This window comes from Mesorhizobium sp. LjRoot246 (genome assembly GCF_964254115.1).
GTDB lineage: Bacteria > Pseudomonadota > Alphaproteobacteria > Rhizobiales > Rhizobiaceae > Mesorhizobium.
The window spans coordinates 1002080-1026514 of record NZ_CAXUSN020000001.1; the positions used below are offsets into that span (position 1 = coordinate 1002080).

The window sequence follows — 24435 nt, forward strand, 5'->3', positions numbered from 1 at the left end:
GGACCGATATCATGGCCAAGCAAGCAGAACCAAAGTCGAAAGCCCCCGCCGCGAAGACGCCGGCGCCAAGGTCCAAGGCGCGGGATGGCGGCCGCGCGCGGTCCAGCGCCCCGCCCGTCTACCAGAGCATGCCGGCCGGCGCTTCCTTCTTCGAACTGTCGCGGCTGATGGTGGTGGCCATCGATACGTCGGCCGGGCGCCTGATCCAGAAGGCGCAGACCGCGCCGAACGGACCGTGGCCAGCCGCCTGGTCGATCATCGCTCCCGGCACCTTCGTGCAGATGACGGCCGGCATCACCAGGGACGGAAGGGTGGCCGTCGTCGCCCAGCTGTCAGGCAGCCCCAATCTGTCCTTCATCACCGAGGACGCCAACCAGGTCGGCCCGATCGACAAATGGACCGCGCCGATGAATATCGGCGCGCCGCCCGGCGCCACCAGCTACTACGGTTTTTCGATGGCGCGCGATGTCGATGGCCGCATCGAACTTTTCGTGCTCGACAATCAGGCTCGCATCTGGTGGATCTACCAGAACCCGGACCAAATCGTGCAGGTGCAGAAAACCATCACGCCGCCCGGCACCTCCACGCCGATCGTCGTTACCGTCGACGAACGCGTCCCGCCCGCCAAGATGTGGAGCGACTGGCTGCAGATTCCCGGCGGACTGGTGTCGATCTCGGCGATACGCCAGGCCGACGGGACCATTGCGCTGTTCGGCATCAATTCAGGAGCCAATCTCTATCGTTGCCAGCAGAATAAGGCGCAGGCGCTGAAGGTTGCCGACTGGACGGGCTGGGTGCAGATCGACACTTCAGGCACAGGTGGGTTCGCCGTCATGGCGCCGGTTGTCGGTCCGCTGGGTGCCACCAATCTGTTCGCCCTGACGAAGAGCGGCCAGGTTCTGCACACGCGCCAGAAGCCGGCCGGAACCGCCACATGGACGCCTTGGGCAACCACCGGCTACAGCAGGGTCGGCAAATATACGCTGGCTTCCGGCATCGAAGGCGATGGCGACATCATGCTTGTCGCATCCGACGTACAGCATGTGCACGAGTTCAACGCCCAGTACGATGCTGCCACGCAGAACTGGTCGGGATGGCGCGACTTCAACGCTTCCGGCTCCAACACGCGGCTGATGCTCGATTACAATGCCGATGGCCGCCTCGCCGTGTTCAGCCTGTTGAGCGGTGCCGCCGGCAACAGCAACTCGCTGTGGACGCTGTCGCAGATGAACATCGACAGCACCGAGTGGGAGTATTCCTGGGTGTCGCTTGCCGACAGCAACGTCAACCAGGCCATCGTCGTGCGCGACCTGACGCCGCCGGTCTGACGGCTGATTCCGGTCGCGTGGCAGGAGCGAAGCAAGTCCGTCCGGTCTGGTCCCGGTCTGATAAGGCCGGGCTCGGCTTCCGCGCTGCGACGGAGGCGGATTTGCCGTTCCTGTCGCGGCTCTACGCCTCGACGCGCATGGATGAACTCGCCGTGACGTCGTGGACCGACGCGCAGAAGGCCGACTTCCTCGACATGCAGTTCCAGGCGCAGCACGCGCATTACAGAAAACACTATCTCGAGGCCGACTGGCTGGTGGTGGAACGCGCCGGGCAAGACATCGGTCGGCTCTATATCGAGCGTTGGCCGAGCCAGCACCGCATCATCGACATCGCCTTTCTGCCGGATCATCGCCGCAAGGGCTACGGCACCACGCTGCTGCGCGACCTCATCGACGAGGCATGGTTAGCCGGCAAATCAGCCTCGATCCACGTCGAGAAGTACAACCCGGCGAGGCAGCTTTATCTCGCGCTGGGTTTCGTGGTTGTCGAGGACAAGGGCGTTTATGATCTGATGGCGTGTACGCCGCCGGGGGATGAGGCGGCCGGTTTGTGAGACGATGGCGGGACAGCGCCCCCCTCTGTCCTGCCGGACATCTTCCCCTCAAGGGGGGAGATTGGCAGCTTCAGCGCTCCGCTCACTCCCGAAACGTTGACGATTGGCGAAAGCAGTGATGACAGCCAATCTCCCCCCTTGAGGGCAGGGGAATCGCATTTGAGTAAGAGTGCGTCTTGCGCCGAGTTAAAAGATTGATTCTTTAGCGGCCTTCTCCTTGAAGATGAGGCCGTATGTCGTTTCTGTTTTCGATTTTGCGTGAAGTCCGGGACCCGCGTGACGTCAACGCGCGTCATGATCTGGCGGAGCTTCTGTTCTTGGCTCTGGTTGCCACGCTTTGTGGTGCCAAGAGCTGTGTTGATATTGCCGATTTCGTCGAGGGGCGGGAAGACGAGCTGAAAGAAATCGTGACGCTGGAGCATGGCTGTCCAAGCCACGATACGTTCAGCCGGGTGTTTCGACTTCTTGACGCCGAGGAGCTTTCGCGCAGCTTTGCCGCCTTCATGGCAGCGTTGCGACAAACGCTTGGGCCTTCGCCGCGCGGCGTGGTGGCGGTCGACGGCAAATCGCTGCGGCGCGGCTACACCAAGGGTCGGGTCTTTATGCCGCCTTTGATGGTGAGCGTGTGGGACGCCGAGACAAGGTTGTCGATTGCCGCTGCCCGCGCGCCCGAAGGCGACGAGGTCACAACCACACTGGATCTTCTGAAGAGCTTGGATTTGAAGGGCTGCACGGTGACGGCGGATGCGCTGCACTGTCGTCCCGACACGGCCAAGGCGCTGATCGGCAAGAAGGCGCACTATGCGCTGGGGCTGAAGGGCAATCGCCCCAAGCTGTTCGCCGCAGCAGAGCGAAGCTTCGCCGCAGCCGGCGAGATCGCCTTCTTCGAGACCAGCGAAAGCAGCCATGGCCGTACCGAAACGCGAAGAGCCTCGGTGCTGCCGCTCAAGCGGCTGCTCGACGCGCCGGACTTTCCCGGCCTCAAGGCGATCGGCCGCATCGAAGCCACCCGCAGCGTGGCAGGCGGCAAACCCACCACCTCGGTCCGCTATGTCGCACTTTCCAAAGTGCTCATGCCCAAAAGACTGGCCGAGACCGTCAGAGCACATTGGACCATCGAGAACCAGTTGCATTGGAGCCTCGATGTCGTCTTCCACGAGGACGATGCCCGAACCCGCAAGGATAACGGGCCGCAAAACCTGGCCATCATCCGACGTCTCGCTCAAAACATCTTGCAAGCCCATCCGATCGACAAATCCATCGCAGGCAAGATGCGAAGAGCCAGATGGAACAAAGACTTCCTCTTCCAGCTCTTTACTCATATGCGATAGCCCTGCCCTTGAGGGGGAGATGCCCGGTAGGGCAGAGGGGGGCGCCGTCCCGCCAGCCTTTCGCAAATTTCTGTACAGCGGCATGGATCCGATGAGTCCGCTGCGTCGAATTGAACTTAATTAAACACCGCCTCGTACAGCCGCCCGGTCGCATCGGCGGCGACCGGGACGATGAAGATCTCGTGGGTGCCGTTTTTCCCCGTGAAAAGATAGGTCGCCTGCGGCAGCGCGATTTCGCGCGGACCCTTGAACAGCAGCGAGAAACCGCCGCCCGGGCGCGGGCTGGCGGCGATGGGGTTGACCGCGCTCAGCTCGAGCCGGATCTGCTGGCCGCCGGCTTCGACGGTGAAGGTTTGCCCCTGCTCGAAATCCGATACCGACGCCATGCTATGAGCCTCAATCCATTTGCCGCCAACGACTGTCGCCGCTTCGCGGCAAGCTGTCCAGAGCTCCGACTGGCCGTCGGCATGGTGCCACGACATATCATCGGTGCCAGCCACAAAATACAGCGCCGCCTGTCCTTTTATGCGCGCAAGAGACGCTGTAGTACTTTGACCTTGCGCGGGATTCCTTTCGACCTGAGATCAGCGCAAACAAGAACAGCTCCCGGCTTCGGGACCATTGGCGGCCTGATGGGCTTGCGGGAGACGGACGATGGCGGATGTAAAGACGGAAGTGGCAAGCGGTGCGATGCCGCTGTTTTATTCGAGGCCCGAGGCGCTCAACCCGGCGCGGCACGGCTCGCTTGGCCTGACCGCGCGCGCCGACTTCGGCTTTGCCCGCTCGGCGCACGCCATTCCGGTGGTGGCATCGGAAATGCCGGCGGCGATGCGCTCCTACCCGATCGTCTTCATCGGCCCGGCCAAGGCACCGGTGATCATCACCGGCGTGCGCCAGAACGAGAACCTGTTCGTCGACGCCGACGGCAAATGGACCGGACCGCACTACATCCCCGCCTATGTCCGCCGTTATCCCTTCATCCTGGCCGAAGACCCGACATCGGCCGGCCGGCTGACGCTGTGCGTCGACCGGGCAAGCGACCGCGTCGTCGACCAGTTGCTGGCGCCGTTCCGCGACGAAAAGACCCTGCCGTTCTTCACCGGCAACGAGCCAACCGAAGCGACGAAACAGGCGCTTGCCTTCTGCAACCAGTTCCAGATAGACTTCCGAGCCACCCGCGAGATGGTCGAAAGGATCGAAGCGCACGGCCTGTTTTCGCCGCGCCAAAGCAAGGTGACGCTGGAAGGAGGCGAGATACTCAACCTCACCGACTTCCAGGTGATCGACGAGCCGGCCTTCAACAAGCTGAGCGACGAGGCGTTTCTGGACCTGCGCAAGTCAGGCGCGCTCGGCATGCTCTACTGCCACCTCGCCTCGACCAACAGCTGGACATCGCTGGTGCACCAGGCATCGCTGCGGAAAGCGGGATAGCCAGCCGCGTGATGCCTCGCCGGCCCCGATCGAGCTGGACGAGGGCGCAAGGCCGCGGCGAACCGCCAGTGTCTCGATCGGTGTGATCGCGGATGTCGTGCATGCGCGATCTGCCGGTGATCGTTCTCGGGTCAGATCATTGCGTTGGCGTGCAGGTTGCTCTCCACAATGGGTTGGCGAACCTCCCAATGCTCGACGAGCTTGCCTTCCGCCAGCCTGAAGAAGTCTACGATGGCCAACCCGGCTTCCTCCGGCTCGCGCCTGGCGTGCATATGCACGATGACGAAATCCCCATCCGCGAAAATCCGCTTGACCTCGCCCTGCACCAGCGGAAAGGCCTGCCGGAGCTGCTGTAGATATTCACGGAAACCCTGGACGCCGTCGGCGATGTTGGGATTGTGTTGCGTGTAGCTCTCGCCGAAATGAACCGAAGCGGCATCGATATTCCCCTGGTTGACCGACTTTTCAATGAAGTCGAGCACGGTAGCCTTGTTCCTTTCGAGCCAGGATTGGGAATTCTCCGTCGGCTGAAGCTGGTCGTGCATCATGTCTGTCCCGTTGCTGGATGTCTTGGTTACTGCAAGCTGGCCTGGTTGACGCCGTGGCCATTGTCGGCATTTTCAGCGATAGCGCTGAGATAATCGATAGGCTAGCCTCGCACTTTCTTATCCAGGCGTCTCACCTTGAGCGTGTCGGGTTGTGCGGGGATGGTGTGGATGGACGTACTGTCGGATGTTCTGGCCTCGGTGCGGCTGGGAAGTGCGGTGATCGGCAGGGCTAGGCTGAGACGGCCGTGGGGTATCTCGGTCGATCCGATGCGCAACACCGCCATCCACATGGTGCAGGGCGGCGAGTGCTGGCTGCGCGTGGCTGGCGGCGGGGAGCCCGTGTACGTTGCCGAAGGCGATGTCATCCTCGTTGGCAGCGGGGTGGGCCATTCACTCAGCGATCCGCTAGATGCGCCGCTCTTGTCCATCGGCAGCGTGCTCTCGGCAAGGCTGGAGGACCAGGATCAGCCACGCGGTCATGATGTGACGACGCTTCTCTGCGCAAAATACACGATGGACGGACCGCATCCGATGATATCGCGGTTGCCGCCGCTCATTCATCTGACCCGCGCCCAGATCACCGCGGACGAGCCTCTGCGACTGGCAACGGAGCTTTTGCGGGTCGAGGCCGGCGGCACCCTTACTGGCCATGACCTTGTCGCTGCCCGACTTCTCGACAGTGTGCTGGTCTTCCTGCTGCGCGCCTGGATCGAAAGCCAGCCGCTGGGGACGGCCGGCTGGTTCGGCGCCTTGCGCGACAGGGGCGTGGCGCAGGCGCTGCGCCTCATCCACGAGCGGCCGGCCGCACCCTGGACCGTGGCATCGCTGGCTGCGGGCGCGTCGCAATCGCGGGCTACCTTCGCGCGGCGGTTCACGCTGCTGGTTGGAGAGCCGCCGTTGGCCTATGTCGCGCGCTGGCGGATCAATCTCGCGGCCAAGGCCTTGCGGGAAACCAATCGGACCATCGACGAAATCGGCCGCGCGGTCGGCTATGAATCGGCGCCTTCCTTCTCGCAGGCTTTCACCCGCCACGTCGGCCAGGCGCCCGGTCGCTATCGCAGGCACCTGCAATCGTCCGACATTAAAACCAACGATCCGCGTGTATGACAGGCAGCCCCAAAAACGAAAAAGCCGCGGCGGACCGCGGCTTTTCGATGCTTGATTCCCCAAGAGGAAACTGGAGCGGGTGAAGCGATTCGAACGCTCGACCCCAACCTTGGCAAGGTTGTGCTCTACCCCTGAGCTACACCCGCTCGCACGGCGTCTTGGCCGCAAGCCGGGCCTATATGGCTGAAGAGCGCGGCGATTGCAACAGGGAAATCGCAGGCTTTTTTACGACCCGGCAAGCGAGGCCGGCAAGCCGCCGGCGGGTGCGCGAGTGGCAGGCGGCGGGGCGCCGCTACCGCAAGGGCGGTGCCGCTCACCGCGATGTCGCATGACGGTCTTGTGTCGGTCGCCCCATTGGCCGTAAACGGCATGGGCTCACAAACGGGACGAAGACGAAACCGATGCCGAAGACCGAAGCCGAACTTTTTGCCTTTCTTGCCGAGCTGGGCATTGCCGCCTCGACCAAGCGTCATCCGCCGCTCTACACGGTCGCCGATTCGCAGGCACTGCGCGGCGAAATCGCCGGCGGGCACACGAAAAACCTGTTCCTCAAGGACAAGAAGGACAATTTCTTCCTGGTCACCGTCGGCGAGGACGCCGTCGTCGACCTGAAGCAGATCCACCAGGTGATCGGCGCCGCCAGCCGCGTTTCCTTCGGCAAGCCGGAGATGCTGATGGAGCTGCTCGGCGTTACGCCGGGCGCGGTCACGGTTTTTGGCGTCATCAACGATACGGCAAACCAGGTCAAGCTCGTGCTCGACAAGGATTTGATGGAGCATGCCGTCATCAACGCGCATCCGCTGACCAATGAGGCGACGACATCGATCGCAGCGAGCGACCTGATCAAATTCATCGAGGCAACTGGGCACGATGCTGCTATCTTGAAAGTCTCGGCGTGATAGCCACATGGATGGCTTGAAACCGAGTGTCTGAGAGGCGTCTGGCCGCCGGCCGGCGGCGCCACGGAAGGGTAAAGAGATGAGCGACAACAATCCGTTTGGCGGACCCTTTGGCGGCAATAGCGGCCAGTACACCACATCCGTGCAGTATGGCGGAGCCGAGGCCCCGCGCGCGAAAGTCGCGCTTGGCGATGCGCCCGCCGCCCCGGCTGCCGATGTCATCAAGGACACGACGACAGCTGCCTTTGCCGCCGACGTCATCCAGGAATCGCGCCGCCAGCCGGTGCTGGTCGATTTCTGGGCGCCTTGGTGCGGACCTTGCAAGCAGCTGACGCCGCAATTGGAGAAGGCGGTGAAGGCCGCCGGCGGCAAGGTCAAGCTGGTCAAGATGAACATCGATGACCATCCCTCGATCGCCGGCCAGCTCGGCATCCAGTCGATCCCGGCGGTCATCGCCTTCAAGGACGGCCAGCCGGTCGACGGCTTCATGGGCGCGATCCCCGAGAGCCAGATCGCCGAATTCATCACCAAGGTCGGCGGCAAGGGCAATGGCGCGCCGCCGGTGGCCGAAGCGCTGGCCGCGGCTACGGAAGCGCGCGCCGCCGGCGACATGCAGACCGCGGCCGACATCTATGACGCCGTCCTGGCGCAAGCGCCGGAGACCATCGAGGCGATTGCTGGACTGGGCGAGCTTTTGTTCGAGGCAGGCGACGTCGAGGGCGCCGAGGCGCTTTTGGCAACAGCGCCGGAAGCCAAGAAAGATGCGCCGCCGATTGCCGCCCTGCGCGCCAAGATGGCGCTGGCGGCGCAAGCGGCGGCGCTTGGCAATCCGGCCGAGTTCGAGCGCCGGTTGGCCGAAAATCCCAAAGATCATCAGGCGCGTTTCGATCTGGCCATGATCCAGAATGCCAATGGCGACCGCACCGCCGCCGCGGACAACCTGCTGGCCATCATCAAGGCCGACCGGAGCTGGAACGACGATGGGGCCAGGACGCAATTGCTGCAGCTGTTCGAGGCCTGGGGCATGACCGACGAGGCGACGCTTAGCGCGCGCCGTAAATTGTCGGCGTTGCTGTTTTCCTGAGCCGGTTGCCGGTTGTTTTGCCGCATGGGCTTGGCGTTGGCGACGACTGCGCCAGATTAGGGCCAGGATGACGCGCTTCTGATGAAGCGATCGGAGGAATGAGGTGCAAGCGGGAAACGCGCATTACCGGCTCGCCAAGGATTTGCCGTCGACGATCCCGATCTTCCCGCTCGAGGGTGCGCTTCTGCTGCCGGGCGGGCGCATGCCGCTCAACATCTTCGAGCCGCGCTATCTGCAGATGGTGGACGAGGCGATTGCCGGCCCGCGGCTCATCGGCGTCATCCAGCCCCGTCTCGACGGTGCCTTGCGCGACGACGGCGAGCCGGAGCTTTGCAATGTCGGCTGCGCCGGGCGGATCATTGCCCTGTCCGAGACCGGTGACGGCCGCTACCTGATTTCGCTGCAGGGCGTTTGCCGGTTCCGCATTGCGCACGAATTGACGGTCAAGACGCCGTTTCGCCAGGGCAAGCTGGCGCCCTTCCTTGCCGATCTCGACGAGGATCAGGCGGCCAACGAGATTGATCGGCCATCGCTGCTCAGAGCATTTCGCGCCTATCTGCAGGCCAACGACCTCGAAGCCGACTGGGAAAGCGTCAGCCGGGCCGAAAATGCCATGCTGGTCAACGCCCTGTCGATGATGGCGCCCTACGGGCCGGCCGAGAAACAGGCGCTGCTCGAAGCAGCCGACCTGAAGACCCGGGCGGAGACGCTGATCGCCATCACCGAAATGGCGCTGGCGCGCGAGAATGAGGATTTTGGTTCGAGCCTGCAATAAGATGTGTCGAAGGGCGGGTAGTTGGCTGAGAAGAGGACCCAATGGCAGCGGATGGACGTGACGGGAAGAAGGTCAATGTCGACCCCAAGCTGCTGGAGTTGCTGGCCTGCCCGCTGACCAAGGGGCCGCTGGCCTGGGATCCGGAGCGTAGCGAGCTGGTCTCGCGGGTCGCCAAGCTCGCCTATCCGGTGCGTGACGGCATTCCGATCATGCTGCCCTCGGAAGCGCGGACGCTGTCCGTGGAGGATGTGCTGGCGCCACCGCCGCCACGCCTGAGCGGGCCGGGCTGAACAAGGGCGTCTCCGCTGGCGTAATGGCGGTTGCTGCCATGCCGCAATCTTTGAGTTTCGAGCACTGCCGCAGTGCAGAAGTTGGCCAGAGGCTGGCGGGACAGCGCCCCTCTCTGCCCTGCCGGGCATCTCCCCCTCAAGGGGGGAGATCGGCAGCTTGAGCGCTCCCGCCCGCTCTGCGGCGATGAAGATTGGCGAAACCGGCTGAGAGATTAATCTCCCCCCTTGAGGGGGAGATGTCCGGCAGGACAGAGGGGGGCGCTGTCCCGCCAGCATAAAGGTTTTGCACCGCTGGTCGCGGAGATGTCGCGTCGCAGGTCCTCGGGTCTCCGCGACGTCGCTTCGCTCCTGCTCCGCCCGTGGATGACGAAAGCGCGTGGGGCCTTGCCTACTGAAAATTCCGGCCCTTGGGCATGACGCTCTCCGCTTCTTCCGACAGCGTTCCTAAATCCTGCCGGATCGGAGCGATTTGTTTGGCGGGGCTGGAGCGATCCGAACGCTCCTCGGCGAGGTCTCTCGGAGAACCGACGCCTGGCAGACTGGCCTCGCTGACCTTCTCCAGAAGCACGGTCAGCCAGGGCGTCAGATCCTCGATCTTCTCGGCGACGATGTGGACCACACCCGATTCCGACTGCAATTTCCCGGTGACCTGAACGAACCGGGCACCCATGACAATGGGCCGGTAACGGTCGAAGGTTCTTTGCCAGAAAATGACATTGGCGACGGCCTTGTCATCCTCCAGCGTCAGGAAGATGGCGTTGCCCTTGCCGGGGCGCTGCCGCACCAGCACGAGGCCGGCTACCGAGACCCGCCTGCCATCGCGCACGAAAGGCAGGTTCGCATTGGGGGTGACGCCGGCGCGGTCGAGCCGCTCGCGCAGGAAGGCGACCGGATGCGCCTTCAGCGACAGGCCGAGCGAGCGGTAGTCGTGGATGACGTGCTCGCCGAGCGGCATTTTGGGCAGCTTCGTCTCGGGCTCCAGTTCGCGCAGGCGAAGCGCCGGCTGGTCGAACAGCGGCAACCTTTCGGCGGCGCTCTTGCCGTCGAGCGCGCGCACCGCCCACAAGGCTTCGCGACGATCAAGGCCAAGCGAACGGAAGGCGTCGGCCTGTGCCAGCCTCTCGATCTCGCCGACATCGAGACCGGAGCGCAGCCAGACATCCCTGACGGAGGCGTAGCCTGAGCCGCGCCGCTCGACGAAAGCCTCCATGCGCTCTTCCGATAGGCCCTTGATCTGCCTGAAGCCGAGCCGCAGCGCGTGATCCGTCTCGATGACGCCGCGCATCTCGGCATGGCGCGCGAGGATGTGGGCCGGATCGAATGGAGCCTTCTCCAGCGTGCAGTCCCAGACCGAGAAATTGACGTCGACGTCACGGATGTCGACGCCATGGTCGCGCGCGTCGCGGACAAGTTGGGCCGGCTGATAAAACCCCATCGGCTGCGAATTCAGGATCGCGGCGCAGAACACGTCGGGATAGAAGGTCTTGAACCAGCAAGAGGCATAGACGAGCAGGGCGAAGGAAGCGGCGTGGCTTTCGGGAAAGCCGTATTCGCCAAAGCCTTCGATCTGCTTGAAGCAGCGCTCGGCGAAGTCCTTCGTGTAGCCTTTGCCGACCATGCCGTCGATCATGCGCTGGCGATAATTGCCGATGGTGCCGGTGCGCTTGAAGGTGGCCATGGCGCGACGCAGTTCATCGGCCTCGCCCGGCCTGAAGCCGCCGGCGACGATGGCGATCTTCATCGCTTGTTCCTGGAACAGCGGCACGCCCAGCGTCTTGCCGAGAATCTCCTTCAGCTCCGGCTTGGGATATTCGGCCTGCTCCTTGCCTTGCCGGCGGCGCAGATAGGGATGGACCATGTCGCCCTGGATCGGACCCGGCCGCACGATCGCCACCTCGATGACGAGATCATAGAAGGTGCGCGGCTGAAGGCGTGGCAGCATCGACATCTGGGCGCGGGATTCGATCTGGAAAACGCCGAGCGTGTCGGCGCGGCAGATCATGTCATAGACACGGGGATCCTCGGGCGGCAGCGTGGCCAGCACATAGGGCCGGCCATATTTATCCCGTGCATCGGGGTAATGATCTTTAAGCAAAGTGAAGGCGCGCTTCAGGCAGGTCAGCATGCCGAGCGCCAGCACATCCACCTTCAGTATCTTCACCGCGTCGAGATCGTCCTTGTCCCATTCGACCATCTTGCGCTCCTCCATCGCCGTCTTGACGATGGGCACGATCTCGTCGAGCCGGTCCCTGGTGATGACGAAGCCGCCGACATGCTGCGACAGATGACGGGGAAAGCCCATGATCTCGTTGGCGCGTTCCATCACATGCCGCGACACCGGATCGCTCCGGTCGAGGCCGCCGGCGCGGGCTTCCTTCTCGCCGAGCTCCGAGGTCGACCAGCCCCAGATGGAACCCGACAATGACCCTCTGACGTCTTCCGACAGGCCCATCGCCTTGGAAACTTCGCGCAACGCCGAGCGGCCGCGATAGCTGATGACGGCGGCGGCCAGCGCGGTGCGCTTGGCGCTATATTTCGTGTAGATGTACTGGATGACGGTTTCGCGCTTTTCATGCTCGAAATCGACGTCGATATCGGGCGGTTCGTTCCTCTCCTCGGAAATGAAGCGCTCGAAAAGCGTGTCGATCCTGTCTGGCCCGACTTCGGTGATGCCGATGCAGAAACAGACGATCGAATTGGCGGCCGAACCGCGCCCCTGGCAGAGAATGTCCTGGCTGCGGGCGAATTTGACGATATCGTAGACGGTGAGAAAATAACGGGCGTAGTTCAAGCGTTCGATCAGAGCCAGCTCCTCCGCGATGCGCTTGGTCACCGAAGCCGGCACACCCGCCGGATAACGCTCGGCCGCTCCTTCCCGCGCCAGCCGTTCCAGCTCGGCCTGCGGCCCGAGGCCCGATTCCGTCGGCTCGTCGGGGTAGTTGTACTGGAGGTCGCTCAGCGAAAAAGTCAGCTCCTGCGCAAACCGCAAGGTCTCGGCCAGCGCCTGCGGATGCCGGCGAAACAGGCGCGCCATCTCCATTGGCGGCTTCAGATGGCGCTCGGCATTGGCCGCCAGCTGCAGCCCGACCTCGGCGACCGGCGTGTTGAGGCGGATCGCGGTCAGCACGTCCTGCAGCGGGCGCCGTTCGGCGGTGTGATAGAGAACGTCGTTGGTCGCCATCAGCGGGATGCCGGCATTCTCGGCAAAAGCCGCCGCCTGTTCGATCCGGAAACGGTCATTGCCGGCATAATCGGGCGAAACGCCAAGCCGCAGGTTCTTGCCGAAACGATCCTTGAGGTCTCGCAGCAAAGTGAGACTGTCTTGCGGCCCCGCCGACAAATCAGGCAGAACCGCCAGCGACATCAGATCCCCCCATTCGAGCAGGTCGCTGCGCTGGAGAAGAGTGGCGCCCTTTTCGTTTTCGTCGCGCAGATTGGCTTGGGTGAGCATGCGGCAGAGATGCCCCCAGCCCTTGCGGTCCTGGGGATAGGCGAGAATGTCAGGGGTGCCGTCGCCGAAAACCAGCCGGCAGCCGGGATGATAGGAAAGCTTTTCGACCTTGGCCTGCTGCCAGGCGCGCACCACGCCAGCCACCGTGTTGCGGTCGGCAAGTCCGATCGCGGAGAAGCCCAGGAGCTTGGCCGCGACCACCAGCTCCTCCGGCTTGGAGGCGCCGCGCAGGAAGGAGAAATTCGACTGGATGCCGAACTCGGCATAGGGAATGACGGTCAGCGCGTTCATGCGAAGACCCCATGCAGGAACCAGCGCGGCGGGACCTGCGAGGCGCCGCCGTAGAGGCCTTGCCGGTAGAGCCAGTAGCGGCGGCCGTCGGCATCCTCGATGCGGAAATAGTCGCGCGTCGATGCCGCCTCGTCGCTTGGCGCTTCCCGCCACCATTCGGCGGCGATGCGTTCCGGCCCTTCGGCCCGTGTGACGCGGTAGAGCGCGCGCCGCCAGCGGAAGTTCAGCGGCGGCCCTTCCGGCATTTCGGTCGCCGGCACATCAATGGGTTCGGGCGAGCGGAACAGCCGGATCGGCCGTTCCGGTGGAAAAATGGTTTTTGGCGCCTGCAGCCTGTCCGGCTTCTTCGGCGGCGTGGTGCGGCGCGGCGCCTCGGTGAAGGGGATGGTGGCGACGGCACGTTCCGGCAGATGGCTTTCGACCGTAACCGGCTGCAGCACCGCGCCCTCGCCGAGCCGGGCGCGGATGCGGTCGGCGAACAGTGCGATATCGGCGCCGTCGTCGATCGTTTCACCAGTCAGATCAGCTTGCTGCATGTCGAAGGTGGCTGCCGCCAGCACCGAGAGCCGCACCAGATCGAAACCATAGCCGGCATCGATATCCTGTTCGAGCGCGGCCAGCCTTTCATGGAACAGTTTCTGGATCAGCATGGGTTCGCGCATCGGCCGCGAGGTGCCGAGTGCGATGCGGCTGACGGCGCCGTCGACGCGGAAGAGCAGCAGCGCCAGCGTCCTGGCGCCCTCGCCGCGGCGCTCGAGATCGGCCTTCAAGGTCGCCGCCAGCATGCCCACCAGCCTTTCGATGTCCTCGGTCAGGGTGATGGGCTCGGCGAGGTGGCGTTCGACCGAAAGCGGCGCGATGGGAAGGCGCGGCGACACCGCCTCGTCGAGCCGGCCAAGCGCCTGGTCGAGGCGCAGCAGCAGCAGGGCGCCGAAACGGCGGGCGAGCGGCGCGCGCGGTGCGGCCATGACGGCGCCCGCCGTGCGCAGGCCGACGCTTTCCAGGCTGGTGCGGGTCGCCGGCTCGATGCGCAGTGCGGCGAGCGGCAGGGGGGCCAGCAGCGCTTCCTCCTCGCCGCCCTCGACGATGCGGTCGCCGCAAAAGCGTGCCGCCGCCCAGGCCGCGCCCGGCGTCGCGGCAAGCCCGGCGCGAACATCGAAACCCTGGTGGAAGAAGCGCGACAGGATGTCATCGAACATGGCGCGTTCGCCGCCGAACAGATGGGTGCAGCCGGTGACGTCGAGAAACAGGCCGTCCGCCCCGTCCAGCGCCACCAGCGGGGTGTAGCGATCGCACCAGTCGGCAAGGCCTTCGAGCAGGCGGCGGTCGGCCTCCGGATCGGCCTCGACGATGTCGATCGACGGATGCATGGCGCGCGCGTCGGCAATGCCCATGTCGCGCTTCAAGTGCAGCGCCTCAGCCCGCTCGTCGAGGGCTGAGATGCGCTGCGCGTTGCGGTCGTGATGGCTGATCACGAGCGGTGGGTAAGATGGGTGATCCGACGGCCGGGAACGCCAGGACCGCCCCAGCCGCTGCCGCAGGATCCTTTCCACCGCCAGATAGGGAAACCACAGAGACAGGATTCTTTGCCCGTTCTTTCCGTCTCCCCTCTCCCCTTCTTTCGTCGCCCGCTCTTTCGTCGAATGCGCGTTCATCGGGGTTCCACTCCAGTGTGAATTGTCCAGGCAAGGCCGTGCGGCTCTTGCCGATGGTGAGGGTGAAGGCCGGGCGGCCGATCGAGCCGGCAAGCGGTCCGGCGATGGTGTCGCGCGGCACCGCCGGCGCCGACGCGACAATCAGGCGAACAGGTGCGGCCGTCGGTTCGGGCTCGGCCGCCTGCCGCAGCAGGAACACCGGCCGGCCGCCCGCTTGCGCCCTTGCATGCAGGCGACGTGTCGCGGTCAGGTCCAGCCGCTGCGGATTGCCGCGAATTTCCAGGATAACGGCGGCGAGCGCCGTCATCCGGGCCGCCTCCTCGGCGACCCACAGCGCATCGACAAGCTTTGGCGCCTCGGAAAACAGCAATTGCTCCGGCTCGATGCCGAACGCGGCATGAAGCCCCCTGGCATAGGGAAAGCCGGCCTCGCGGAAAATCTCCGATGTGCCGATCCACAGCACCGGCAACCCCGGCGTTTGCTTGAGGATCAGGCTGATGAGCGACAAAGCGAAGCCGGCGACGGCCCCGGCATCGCGGGTTTCCGTGCCATGGATTTCGCTCAAGGCTGCCTTCGGCAGACCGCCGCTCAGGGCGGCATCGAGGCGCTCGACGCCGATGGGCAGGAAAGCATCCGGCAACGCCGCCGCAATGCCGCGCCGGACGATTGTGATATCGGTGCCGACATCAGCGTCAAGGGGCGCGGCTGCCGGCGCAGCCAAGCGCTCGGGCAGCGTTCCCTCGATTTTCGCGATCTGGCGGCGCAGGGCAAAAACAGTCTCCCGCGCCACGGCGGTCATCGCCATGACGGTCAGCTTCCACTCACAATTGTTCCTGTTATGTTCCTATAGATTCCAGAGGGGACCGGAAGAGTCAAGCGGAGTCATGGGGAATTTATTCCTCTCCGTCTGGATGATGCAGATGCATCAGCCCGTTCATTTGCCGATTCCGGCACGAAAGCCTATATGCCGGGATCAAAGGACAAAGCATGGCCCGCATCTACAAGACCCGCACCTGGCACGACGAACTTTCGCCGTCGATGGACGAAATGGAGTTCCTGGCGTTGGAGGCCTATGCGCATTTGCCAGAGGATTTTCGCAAGCTAACCGGCGAGATCGTTATCCAGATCGCCGAGTTCCCGACCGATGAGATCATGGACGATCTGTCGCTGGAAACGCCGTTCGACCTGCTCGGCCTGTTCGAGGGGCGCGGCATTGCCGAGCGCTGGAACCCGCAGACCGGCGAAGGCCCGAACCGCATCACGCTCTACCGCCGCGCCATACTCGACTACTGGGCCGAGAACGAAGAGACGCTGGGCGACATCGTCACCCACGTGCTGATCCACGAGATCGGCCACCATTTCGGCCTGTCCGACGATGATATGGAAAAGATCGAAGAGGCGGCGGAGTAGCACTCAGATGACGGAAGCAGAATTTGCCGACCTGATCGATTGCAATTGGCCATACCACGACATTTCACAAAGCCGGGAACTGATCGCAACCGCCATCGGGATTTCGCCGAATGCCGCTTTCCTCGCACTTAGTGAGCTTTGCCATCTGCCCGCAAGTGCTGCCGTCGAACCGGCCACTCTCGTTGCCCTGGTCGATTTCTGGCTATCCGAATTCGACCACCCGATGGCACCTATGGCAGCTGAATGCGCGATCTCCATGATTGAACGCAAGCGGTTGCCGGTTCCTGAAATCCTTACGAGAATGGATTCCGTCTCCGGCTATCCCGGTCTCCTTGCAGCGCTATCGATCCTCTATTTCAGTTGCGATGATGTCGAGGGCCGCGCAGACGCACGGTTCAACGAAATCAGAGCCGCCTGGGAAAATCTGGCGTAGCCGGTTAGCTGCTCGACCAAGCGCGGTCCTTATTCCTGACCGTCGATATCCTTGACCACGGCCTGCCGCAGCAGCGCGGCTTTCTTGTCGCTGGCATAAGGTCGGCGAGCCGATCACGCGCGGCCGGTGGTGGCGGTCACCGCCTTGCTTAATTATACAGGTTTTGATATAAGACGGGTCGATGCCCGTGACGAAGCGCCTAGAGTTTCTTGGAGATTCTCTTGCCCAGCTCCGGGATTTTCCAGAGGCGGCGCGCAAGGAAACAGGGGTTCAGTTGCATAAGGTGCAACTCGGACTTGAGCCAAGCGACTGGAAGCCGATGACGACAGTAGGCCCTGGCGTGCGAGAAATCCGCGTCCGGGACGACGCCGGAGCGTTCCGGGTGCTTTACGTCGCGAGCATAGGGGACGCCGTCTATGTACTGCACGCCTTCCAAAAGAAGACGCAGCAGACGGCGAAACGAGACTTGGAGCTTGCCGCATCGCGGTTCAAGCAAATCTAGCAGAGGCGCGACAATGGAACGTCAGAGCTTTGAAAATGTCTGGGACGCGCTGGAAGATACTCCGGCCGAGGCCGCCAATATGACCATGCGCTCCAACTTGCTGATCGCGATTGAACAGCGGGTGCGGAGCTGGAACGTTACCCAGGCCGAAGCAGCCGAGCGGCTCGGAATCACGCAGCCGCGCCTTAGCGACCTCCTCCGGGGCAGGATCGCGAATTTCAGCCTAGATACGTTGATCAACCTTGCCGCACAGGCCGGACTTACAGTGCGCCTCGATATTGCCGAGGCCGCCTGATCAGTGGTGGGGTTTGCGGTGCTACTGTCCGCGAGCATTGAGCCACTTGCCGCAGGTAGGCATTTTGCACCTGCTTCCTGCGTCGCGTGAAATGTCCATTCCTATCCAGTCGGTCCAGAACTCAGCGGCAAGGATTTCTGGGATCTCGTTTCGGATAGGTTGGTCATCCGGCTGATGAAAAGATGCAACGCCTTCTGTACGGCGAGCGATGGCGGCTCGGACGGATGCCACTGCGGAAAATGACCATCAACCACCATTCGTGCCAACCCATAGACAAATGCGCGCGCGCCGAGAGCCAGATGATCGAAGTCCGCGTTCGCAGCCAGCCGGCCCTGTTGTTGCGCTTGGGTCAGCAGGTCGATCATCTTCCGGCGAATGGCTTCATTCTGTCCCCGAAGACTGTCCGATCCGTCGAAATCAATCAGCGTTCGGGAACTGATGATCTGAAAATGCGTGGGGTTGGCGATCGCCCATTCCAGATAGCCTTGTCCGATTGCCTCGAAGGCCACCATGGGGTCCGCGCTGTCGACTTCTGAAAGGGCATTGGCAACGGCCTCCGTCAGCCGGTTCATGGCCTGTTCGGCGACCGCGGTCAGCAGCGCTGTTTTCGACTGAAAATGCCGAAAGGGCGCGCCGGGGGAAACGCCGGCCCGCTTCGCGGCTTCGCGCACGCTCACATTGTCGGCGCCGCCTTCCTCGACAAGTTGAATTGCAGCATCGATCAGCGCGTCCCGCAAATTGCCATGGTGGTAGCTGGTGCGGCGAGGCGTCTTGGCTTTTGCCATCCCTTTTCCTTCGTCGGTGGATCTGCTTCACGCGTCTATAGCACGATCCGCGATTTATGTAATCACCGTTTACAATGCAGGCAAGGGCATGTAAGCGATGATTACAGATGGGATCGGAACAGGCCTGCGGTCTTCGCGGCTCCCCGTTTTCCCAGATGAGGAGACGAACATGCTCGCCACAACCGCCGAACCCCGCCGTCCGCGATCACTCATTTCGCTTCGGAGTCCCGCCAAAGAACCTCAGCACGAGGAGAATTCCACGACTGTCCAGTCGAGCGCGGCTGTGGCCAGCGTTACGCTCTATCGGCTCGCCGCCATTGCCGGGGTGGGAAGCGCGCTTGTTCTTCTGGTCAACGCGGCCAAACGCAGCTCGCTCATCGCGACCACCGATCTGACGCAACTTCTCGCGCCGGTCGCCGAGATATTGGCGCTTGGTCTTGTCGTCGGCCTGTTTCTTGGGTTTGGCCGGCGCGCGGGCCTGTTCGGCACGATCGCGTTTGTCATCAATTTCGTTGCATTGGCAAGTTTGGTTGGTGTGGAAGTGGTGATCAATCTCGTATTTTCGAAACTTCCGCTGACAACCATCATCGATCTGCGCGCGGGTCCCCTCGGACTGGCTCTGGTCCTCAGTTCGGTTCTTTTTCTGCTTGGGACACTGGCGTTTGTAATCTCTCTTGTCGTTGCAAGAGGCGTACCGCGCATTCCGCTCGCTCTCTATTTCATTGGCGCGGTGCCTATCGCGCTGCGTGCGTTCGTGCCGGAGTTGGCTCTTGACTTGGGCCTGGTGACGCTTGCGGCAGCGATCGCCTGGCTGGCCGGGTGGCTGTGGATGCGAGCGCCGACTACCAGTCGCTGAGCTTGGTGTCCGGCCCGTATTCCTGACCGTCGATATCCTTCACGATGGCCTGGCCGCAGCACATCGTCTTGGCTTTCTTGTCGTAGGCGTAGGTCGGCGAGCCGAACAGGTGCCAGCCCTTGTTCAGCGCCGCCGTCACCTTGTGGCAGAAGCTGGCATCGTCCGGGCCGGTCAGGAAGCGGTAGAGTTTCATTTTTCAGTCCTGTCGTGAGTGCCCATAGCCGCGAGCACAGAGTTGATATCATGCGCCGATCGCGGCTGCCTTCGCCAGCAGTTTTTCGGCCTGCGCCAGGTGCAGCCGCTCGACCATCTTGCCGTTCAGCGCAATCACGCTTTTGCCGGCATTCTCGGCGAGCGCGAAGGCATCTTTCACTTGCCGTGCCTCGGCTATGGCTTCCGGGGACGGTGCGAAGGCGCGGTTCGCGGCTTCGATCTGGGCCGGGTGGATGAGACTCTTGCCGTCGAACCCCATGGCCGCCGCCTCCGTGCATTCATGGGCGAAAGCGTCGAGGTCGCGAAAATCGTTGGAGACGCCGTCGAGCATGTCGATGCCGCCGGCGCGCGCGGCCAGCACCATCTGCATCAGCCATGGCACGAGGTAGCGCCGGTCCGGCGTCGCTAGAATGCCGGTCTCCTTGACCAGATCGTTCGTTCCGGCAACGAAACAAGCCAGCCGAGAGGCCGGGTCGCGACCAAGCTCGGCGATGGCGCCGATGTTGAGCAGCGCCTTGGGCGTCTCGATCATCGCCCATAGTTTCACGTTGTCGGGGGTAAAATTGTCGTCAAGCACGTCGCCGGCCTCGAGTAGGTCGCGCGGCGTGTCGACCTTGGGCAACAGGATGCCGTCGGGCTCGCAGCTTGCGGCAGCCAGCAGGTCGTGGGCGCCCCAGTCGCTGGCCAGCGCATTGATGCGCACGACCATCTCGCAGCGTTCGTTGGGGCGGTTGGCGAAAATGCTGGCCAGTTTTTCGCGGGCAGTGATCTTGTCGGCCGGGGCGACGGCATCCTCGAGGTCGATGATAATTGCGTCGCAGGCCAGCTGCGCGATCTTGGCCAGCGCCTTGTCGTTGGAGGCCGGGATGTAGAGCACGGAGCGGCGCGGGCGATAGGTTTCCATGGGTGATCTATGCCGCGTGCGGGCGGGTGAGGCAAGCGCCGGAGAGCTGTACGCCCACCCTCCCCCTTGTGGGGAGGGTCGCTGCGAAGCAGCGGGGTGGGGGTCAGCGCCGGACCCCCACCCGGACCTTCGGTCCGACCTCCCCACAAGGGGGAGGTAGACGCTCGGCGCCCTCTTCCCGCCCCTGCACGAAAACTGCACGCGCTTGCGGAAAACCTCCTCGCATCCGCCCCACCCTTTCCCCGCCTGTCTGACAAACAAGCGGCATGCAAAAGCGAGCAAAACCCTATTGGTCCCTGCCTCATCGGCTGCGCAGCGAAGGCTGGTGGCTGGTCGATCCGCCGCGGGCGTGTCCCGCCGCAACCCTCATTCCCTTTGTCCGCAAGAGCCCGCCGGCAATCCGTCTGGGCGCCATCAGGAAGATCAGGTCATGACATCGTTCTTCACTGCCGCGCCGAGCTATTGCAGCCGTATCGGTGTCGCCATCGTGCTGGCAGCACTTGCGGATTTTCTGTTCTATGGCCAGCCCGCTGGCATCACGGTTTTGCTGTTCGCCCTCCTGATTGCCGCCGCGGTCGTTGCCGTGCACCCTGCCGCCTTCAGCGACGGCAGGGTCTGGCTCAAGCCGATCGCCCTGCTTCTCGCGCTGCTGCCGCTGGCGGAAAATGTCAGCGCCCTGTCGGTGTCGATCGCGCTGGCGGCGCTGGTCGTTTTCGCGCTTTCGCTGAGCGGGCGGCTGCGGCACAGCCTCGCCCGCATTGCCGGCCAGATCGCGTTGTTCGGGCTGGCGGCGCCGTTCCGCTTCGCCAGTGATTTCATCCGCTGGCGCAAGACGGCACGGCGATTCGGCCGGCGCCGCATTCGCCTGGCCGCCATTGCCGTCTGGGTGATGCCGCTGACACTGGGCGCGGTCTTCCTGGCGCTGTTCGGCGCCGCAAATCCGGTCATCGACTACTGGCTGTCGCTGATCGATCTCCTGAAACTGCTCGATCTTATCCAACTGGCGCGGATTGCCTTCTGGCTGTTCGTGCTCGCCGGCGTCTGGGCTTTTCTGCGGCCACGCCTGCCGCGCCTGGTTCGCCGCATCCCGCGCGCGGCGCCGGCGGATATCAGCGCCCAAGCCGACAAAACCATCACCACAATCGAAGACATCCTGTTCGGCAAGGCCGCCATCCTGCGCGCGCTGATCGTCTTCAACATGCTGTTTGCGCTGCAGACGGTGCTCGACGCCACCTATCTGTGGGGCGGGATGGCGCTCCCCGACGGGCTGAGCTACGCCGCCTATGCGCATCGCGGCGCCTATCCGCTTGTTGTCACCGCGCTGCTTGCCGCCGGCTTCGTGCTGGCGGCGCTGCGGCCCGGCAGCGAGACCTCGGCCGATCCGCTCATCCGCTGGTTGGTCTATGCCTGGGTGGCGCAGAACATCATGCTGGTTGTCTCGTCCATCCTGCGGCTCGACCTCTATATCGGCATCTATGCGCTGACATACTGGCGCGTCGCCGCCTTCGTCTGGATGGGGCTCGTGGTATCGGGTCTTGCCCTGATCATCGCCCGCATCGCGCTGGGAAAATCCAACGAATGGCTGCTGTCCGCCAATCTTCTGACGTTATCTCTAACGCTTTATGCCGGCTGTTTCATCAATTTTGCCGCGCTGATCGCCAATTACAATGTCGACCATTCCCTCGAAATGACCGGCCAAGGCATTTCCCTCGACGCCTGGTATCTGCGCTCGCTCGGCCCGGGCGCGTTTCCCGCACTTGATCGCTTCCTCGATCATCAGAACCGGACGGCTGCCGCCAACAATCCGGTTGTTCGTGAACTGGCAGGGCGGCGCGGCAGCGACGAAGGCTGGTATCACACGCTCCAGCAGAACTGGCGGGCCTGGAGTTTTCGCGACTGGCGGCTGCTAGGATATCTCGACACCAGAGGGCCGTTCGTGATTCCCTCTGCTACCAGACCCTCCATGCCGGGCCGCTGATCCATGCCGCATCACATCCTCGTCGCCGACGATGACCCGCATATCCGCGAGGTGATCTGCTTTGCGCTGGAGAAGGCCGGCATGAAAACGACGGGGGTGGCCGACGGCGCCGCCGCCCTGCAAGCGATCGGACGGCGCACGCCTGACCTGGTCGTGCTCGACATCGGCATGCCGGAGATGGACGGGCTGGAGGTTTGCCGGCGGCTGCGGCACACATCCGATGTGCCGGTGCTGTTCCTGTCCGCGCGCGACGAGGAGATCGACCGCATCCTCGGGCTCGAAATGGGCGGCGACGACTATGTGACGAAACCGTTCAGCCCGCGCGAGCTGGTCGCCCGCGTCAACGTCATCCTGCGGCGCGCCCGCCCGATGCCGGCCGAACCGGCCGACGACAGGCAGTTTTCGCATGGCAAACTGGCTCTGGCGCCGGCCAGCCATGCCGCCAGCTTCGACGGCAGGCCGCTGTCGCTGACAGGGATAGAGTTCTCGATCCTGAAGGGGTTTTTGGCGCGGCCAGCGCATGTGCTCGACCGCGATGCGGTGATGGCCAGCGCCTATGCCGCAAACATCCATGTCGCCGGCCGCACCGTCGACAGCCATATCCGCAACATCCGCGCCAAGCTGGCAGCAGTGGGTTGCCTGGATGCCATCGAGACCGTGCATGGCGTCGGCTTCCGGCTCGGCCGATGCGGCTGACCACTTCCCGCAAATGGATCGGCCACAAATGGCGGCCACGCCTCGCCACGGTCGTCGTCGCCATCCTGATCATGGTGATGGCCTTGCCGCTGGTCGGCCTGTTCTTCTTCCGGCTCTACGAGAACCAGCTGATCCGCCAGACCGAGGCGGAGCTGATCGCGCAAGGGGCGGCCATCGCCGCCATCTATGCGCAGGCTGCGCATGACGCCGGCATCCCACCGGAAAAGCTCGGCGCACCGATGCCGAGGCCAAGCGGGGATTCAAGCCGAAGTGCCGATCCGGACCCGCTGTACAGGCCGATCGAGCCGCAGCTTGATCTTGCTTCCGACTATGTGCTGCCGACCCGGCCGGCGGCGATAGCAGCCACCGCCGATCCGGCCTTCGCTGCAATCGGCGCGCGCCTGTCCGGCATTCTCGACGCGACGCAGAAAACCACGCTGGCCGGCTTCCGGCTGGTCGATCCCCGGGGTGTCGTCATCGCCGGGCGCGGCGAGATCGGCCAGTCGCTTGGCGTGGTCGAAGAGGTGCGCGCCGCACTTGCCGGCCGCTATGCCAGCGCGCTCAGGCTGCGCATCCCCGACCAGCCGGCGCCGCCGCTCTATTCGGTCAGCCGCGGCACCAAGGTGCGTGTCTTCGTCGCTTTGCCGGTTGCCGTCGACGGCAAGGTCGCCGGCGTCGTCTATGTATCGCGGACGCCCAACAACATCATCAAACATCTCTATGGAGAGCGCGGCAAGGTGACGTTGGCGGCAATCGCCATCCTCGGCGGCACGCTGCTCATCGGCCTCGTCTTCCTGCGCACCGTCAGCCGGCCGATCTATGCACTGATCGACCGTACCCAGCGCATCGCCGCCGGCGAGCGTGACGCCATCCGGCCGCTCGACCATCACGGCACCTACGAAATGGCCGAGCTTTCCGCCGCCTTCCTCGACATGGCCGAAAAACTGCAGGCGCGTTCCGACAGCATCCAGACCTTCGCCACCCATGTTTCGCACGAGTTGAAATCGCCGCTGACGGCGATCCAGGGTGCGGCCGAATTGCTGCGCGATTCAGGCAGCGCGATGGACGATATGGAGCGTCGGCGTTTCTCGGACAATATCGTCACCGATGCCGGACGGCTCAATCTGCTGGTTCGCCGCCTGCTCGACCTGGCGCGGGCCGAAAACCTGGCGCCCAGCGGCGAAAGCACCTCGATCGGCGCGGCGCTGGCGCTGCTGCCCGTCGACAACAGGCTGGAGGTTGGCGTCGAGGCCGGCGGCGATCTGGCCTTGCGCATATCGGCCGAGAACGCGGCAATCGTGCTGGCCAATCTCATCGACAATTCGGCCAGGCATGGCGCGACGCAGGTATCGATTGCCGCTGCAAGCGCCGGCGGCAAGGCAAGCATCCTGGTCAGCGACGACGGCGCCGGCATTTCGCCTAGCAACCGGGCGCGCATCTTCGAGCCGTTCTTCACCACGCGGCGCTCCACCGGCGGCACCGGCATGGGCCTCGGCATCGTGCTGGCCCTCCTGAAAGCGCATGATGGTACGATCGCGCTGGTTGACTCCGAACGCGGCACGCGCTTCGAGATCATTCTGCCGGTGGCGTGAAGGACACTATCGGCCGGATCGGAGAAA

Annotated in this window: 25 protein-coding genes and 1 tRNA gene; 17 read left to right on the forward strand and 9 right to left on the reverse strand. The window is 63.7% G+C overall.

Going from position 1 to position 24435, the window contains the following annotated elements:
• Window positions 1-11: 11 nt before the first annotated feature.
• The 3 genes from ACSQ3L_RS04610 (at window position 12) to ACSQ3L_RS04620 (ending at window position 3213) form a co-directional block, all read left to right on the forward strand.
• Window positions 12-1328 (forward strand): hypothetical protein, encoded by a 1317-nt coding sequence (locus ACSQ3L_RS04610; RefSeq protein WP_436158868.1) that lies wholly within the window; start codon window positions 12-14, stop codon window positions 1326-1328.
• Between the two features lie 17 nt (window positions 1329-1345).
• A complete protein-coding gene (locus tag ACSQ3L_RS04615) occupies window positions 1346-1882 on the forward strand; it encodes an N-acetyltransferase family protein (protein WP_436158869.1) in 537 nt (178 codons plus the stop codon).
• 233 nt (window positions 1883-2115) lie between these two features.
• Window positions 2116-3213: an ISAs1 family transposase gene (locus tag ACSQ3L_RS04620; RefSeq protein WP_436158456.1), complete on the forward strand. Its 1098-nt coding sequence runs from the start codon at window positions 2116-2118 to the stop codon at window positions 3211-3213.
• Window positions 3214-3329: 116 nt separating this feature from the next.
• Here ACSQ3L_RS04620 and ACSQ3L_RS04625 read toward each other — a convergent pair whose 3' ends face one another.
• Window positions 3330-3599, reverse strand: a complete 270-nt coding sequence (locus ACSQ3L_RS04625) for a DUF6916 family protein (RefSeq protein WP_436158870.1) — start codon at window positions 3597-3599, stop codon at window positions 3330-3332.
• A gap of 268 nt (window positions 3600-3867) precedes the next feature.
• Here ACSQ3L_RS04625 and ACSQ3L_RS04630 point away from each other — a divergent pair, with 268 nt between their 5' ends.
• On the forward strand, window positions 3868-4644 hold the full coding sequence (locus tag ACSQ3L_RS04630) for a SapC family protein (protein ID WP_436158871.1): 777 nt from the start codon (window positions 3868-3870) through the stop codon (window positions 4642-4644).
• Window positions 4645-4775: 131 nt separating this feature from the next.
• Here ACSQ3L_RS04630 and ACSQ3L_RS04635 read toward each other — a convergent pair whose 3' ends face one another.
• Entirely contained in the window at window positions 4776-5189 is a 414-nt protein-coding gene (locus ACSQ3L_RS04635; protein ID WP_436158872.1) for a nuclear transport factor 2 family protein, read from the reverse strand.
• A gap of 171 nt (window positions 5190-5360) precedes the next feature.
• On the opposite strand from ACSQ3L_RS04635, the gene ACSQ3L_RS04640 reads away from it, so the two are divergent.
• Window positions 5361-6299, forward strand: a complete 939-nt coding sequence (locus ACSQ3L_RS04640) for a cupin domain-containing protein (protein ID WP_436158873.1) — start codon at window positions 5361-5363, stop codon at window positions 6297-6299.
• A 71-nt stretch (window positions 6300-6370) separates the two neighbouring features.
• Here ACSQ3L_RS04640 and ACSQ3L_RS04645 read toward each other — a convergent pair.
• Window positions 6371-6445: transfer RNA gene (locus ACSQ3L_RS04645), tRNA-Gly, on the reverse strand.
• A gap of 255 nt (window positions 6446-6700) precedes the next feature.
• On the opposite strand from ACSQ3L_RS04645, the gene ACSQ3L_RS04650 reads away from it, so the two are divergent.
• The 4 genes from ACSQ3L_RS04650 to ACSQ3L_RS04665 all read left to right on the forward strand — a co-directional run bounded on the left by ACSQ3L_RS04650 (window position 6701) and on the right by ACSQ3L_RS04665 (window position 9347).
• Window positions 6701-7198 carry a prolyl-tRNA synthetase associated domain-containing protein gene (locus tag ACSQ3L_RS04650; protein WP_436158874.1) on the forward strand — a complete coding sequence of 166 codons (498 nt, stop codon included), beginning with the start codon at window positions 6701-6703 and terminating at the stop codon, window positions 7196-7198.
• A 79-nt stretch (window positions 7199-7277) separates the two neighbouring features.
• The gene (gene trxA, locus ACSQ3L_RS04655; RefSeq protein ID WP_436158875.1) at window positions 7278-8282 is read left to right on the forward strand and encodes a thioredoxin; all 1005 of its coding nucleotides are present in this window, start codon (window positions 7278-7280) and stop codon (window positions 8280-8282) included.
• A gap of 103 nt (window positions 8283-8385) precedes the next feature.
• The gene (locus ACSQ3L_RS04660; RefSeq protein ID WP_436158876.1) at window positions 8386-9057 is read left to right on the forward strand and encodes an LON peptidase substrate-binding domain-containing protein; all 672 of its coding nucleotides are present in this window, start codon (window positions 8386-8388) and stop codon (window positions 9055-9057) included.
• A gap of 41 nt (window positions 9058-9098) precedes the next feature.
• The gene (locus tag ACSQ3L_RS04665; protein ID WP_436158877.1) at window positions 9099-9347 is read left to right on the forward strand and encodes a Trm112 family protein; all 249 of its coding nucleotides are present in this window, start codon (window positions 9099-9101) and stop codon (window positions 9345-9347) included.
• Between the two features lie 388 nt (window positions 9348-9735).
• On the opposite strand, the gene ACSQ3L_RS04670 is transcribed toward ACSQ3L_RS04665, so the two are convergent.
• Genes ACSQ3L_RS04670 through ACSQ3L_RS04680 form a run of 3 tightly spaced genes read right to left on the reverse strand, consistent with a single transcriptional unit; the run spans window position 9736 to window position 15549 of the window.
• On the reverse strand, window positions 9736-13089 hold the full coding sequence (locus ACSQ3L_RS04670; RefSeq protein WP_436158878.1) for an error-prone DNA polymerase: 3354 nt from the start codon (window positions 13087-13089) through the stop codon (window positions 9736-9738).
• Window positions 13086-14564, reverse strand: a complete 1479-nt coding sequence (locus ACSQ3L_RS04675) for a DUF6504 family protein (RefSeq protein WP_436158879.1) — start codon at window positions 14562-14564, stop codon at window positions 13086-13088. The genes ACSQ3L_RS04670 and ACSQ3L_RS04675 overlap by 4 nt, the downstream gene beginning before the upstream one ends.
• A complete protein-coding gene (locus ACSQ3L_RS04680; RefSeq protein ID WP_436158880.1) occupies window positions 14506-15549 on the reverse strand; it encodes an ImuA family protein in 1044 nt (347 codons plus the stop codon). The genes ACSQ3L_RS04675 and ACSQ3L_RS04680 overlap by 59 nt, the downstream gene beginning before the upstream one ends.
• A gap of 182 nt (window positions 15550-15731) precedes the next feature.
• On the opposite strand from ACSQ3L_RS04680, the gene ACSQ3L_RS04685 reads away from it, so the two are divergent.
• The 4 genes from ACSQ3L_RS04685 to ACSQ3L_RS04700 all read left to right on the forward strand — a co-directional run bounded on the left by ACSQ3L_RS04685 (window position 15732) and on the right by ACSQ3L_RS04700 (window position 17384).
• Window positions 15732-16154 (forward strand): metallopeptidase family protein, encoded by a 423-nt coding sequence (locus ACSQ3L_RS04685; protein WP_436158881.1) that lies wholly within the window; start codon window positions 15732-15734, stop codon window positions 16152-16154.
• A 7-nt stretch (window positions 16155-16161) separates the two neighbouring features.
• Window positions 16162-16587: a hypothetical protein gene (locus tag ACSQ3L_RS04690; RefSeq protein WP_436158882.1), complete on the forward strand. Its 426-nt coding sequence runs from the start codon at window positions 16162-16164 to the stop codon at window positions 16585-16587.
• A gap of 181 nt (window positions 16588-16768) precedes the next feature.
• Window positions 16769-17089, forward strand: a complete 321-nt coding sequence (locus tag ACSQ3L_RS04695; protein WP_436158883.1) for a type II toxin-antitoxin system RelE/ParE family toxin — start codon at window positions 16769-16771, stop codon at window positions 17087-17089.
• Between the two features lie 13 nt (window positions 17090-17102).
• Window positions 17103-17384 carry a helix-turn-helix domain-containing protein gene (locus tag ACSQ3L_RS04700; protein ID WP_436158884.1) on the forward strand — a complete coding sequence of 94 codons (282 nt, stop codon included), beginning with the start codon at window positions 17103-17105 and terminating at the stop codon, window positions 17382-17384.
• Window positions 17385-17485: 101 nt separating this feature from the next.
• On the opposite strand, the gene ACSQ3L_RS04705 is transcribed toward ACSQ3L_RS04700, so the two are convergent.
• The gene (locus tag ACSQ3L_RS04705) at window positions 17486-18169 is read right to left on the reverse strand and encodes a TetR/AcrR family transcriptional regulator (protein WP_436158885.1); all 684 of its coding nucleotides are present in this window, start codon (window positions 18167-18169) and stop codon (window positions 17486-17488) included.
• A gap of 169 nt (window positions 18170-18338) precedes the next feature.
• On the opposite strand from ACSQ3L_RS04705, the gene ACSQ3L_RS04710 reads away from it, so the two are divergent.
• Window positions 18339-19025 carry a hypothetical protein gene (locus tag ACSQ3L_RS04710; RefSeq protein WP_436158886.1) on the forward strand — a complete coding sequence of 229 codons (687 nt, stop codon included), beginning with the start codon at window positions 18339-18341 and terminating at the stop codon, window positions 19023-19025.
• Here the strand turns inward: ACSQ3L_RS04710 and ACSQ3L_RS04715 are convergent.
• Together ACSQ3L_RS04715 and ACSQ3L_RS04720 are read right to left on the reverse strand one after the other, a co-directional pair.
• Window positions 19012-19218, reverse strand: a complete 207-nt coding sequence (locus ACSQ3L_RS04715) for a DUF1737 domain-containing protein (RefSeq protein ID WP_436158887.1) — start codon at window positions 19216-19218, stop codon at window positions 19012-19014. The genes ACSQ3L_RS04710 and ACSQ3L_RS04715 overlap by 14 nt on opposite strands.
• Window positions 19219-19266: 48 nt before the next feature.
• Window positions 19267-20142 (reverse strand): HpcH/HpaI aldolase/citrate lyase family protein, encoded by an 876-nt coding sequence (locus ACSQ3L_RS04720; protein ID WP_436158888.1) that lies wholly within the window; start codon window positions 20140-20142, stop codon window positions 19267-19269.
• 430 nt (window positions 20143-20572) lie between these two features.
• Here ACSQ3L_RS04720 and ACSQ3L_RS04725 point away from each other — a divergent pair, with 430 nt between their 5' ends.
• From ACSQ3L_RS04725 to ACSQ3L_RS04735, 3 genes are read left to right on the forward strand one after another with little or no spacing between them, the layout of a single operon-like run.
• Window positions 20573-22120: a DUF4153 domain-containing protein gene (locus ACSQ3L_RS04725; protein ID WP_436158889.1), complete on the forward strand. Its 1548-nt coding sequence runs from the start codon at window positions 20573-20575 to the stop codon at window positions 22118-22120.
• A 3-nt stretch (window positions 22121-22123) separates the two neighbouring features.
• Window positions 22124-22816, forward strand: a complete 693-nt coding sequence (locus ACSQ3L_RS04730) for a response regulator (protein WP_436158890.1) — start codon at window positions 22124-22126, stop codon at window positions 22814-22816.
• Window positions 22807-24408 (forward strand): ATP-binding protein, encoded by a 1602-nt coding sequence (locus tag ACSQ3L_RS04735; RefSeq protein ID WP_436158891.1) that lies wholly within the window; start codon window positions 22807-22809, stop codon window positions 24406-24408. Before ACSQ3L_RS04730 ends, ACSQ3L_RS04735 begins: the two co-directional genes overlap by 10 nt.
• The last annotated feature ends 27 nt before the right edge of the window (window positions 24409-24435 follow it).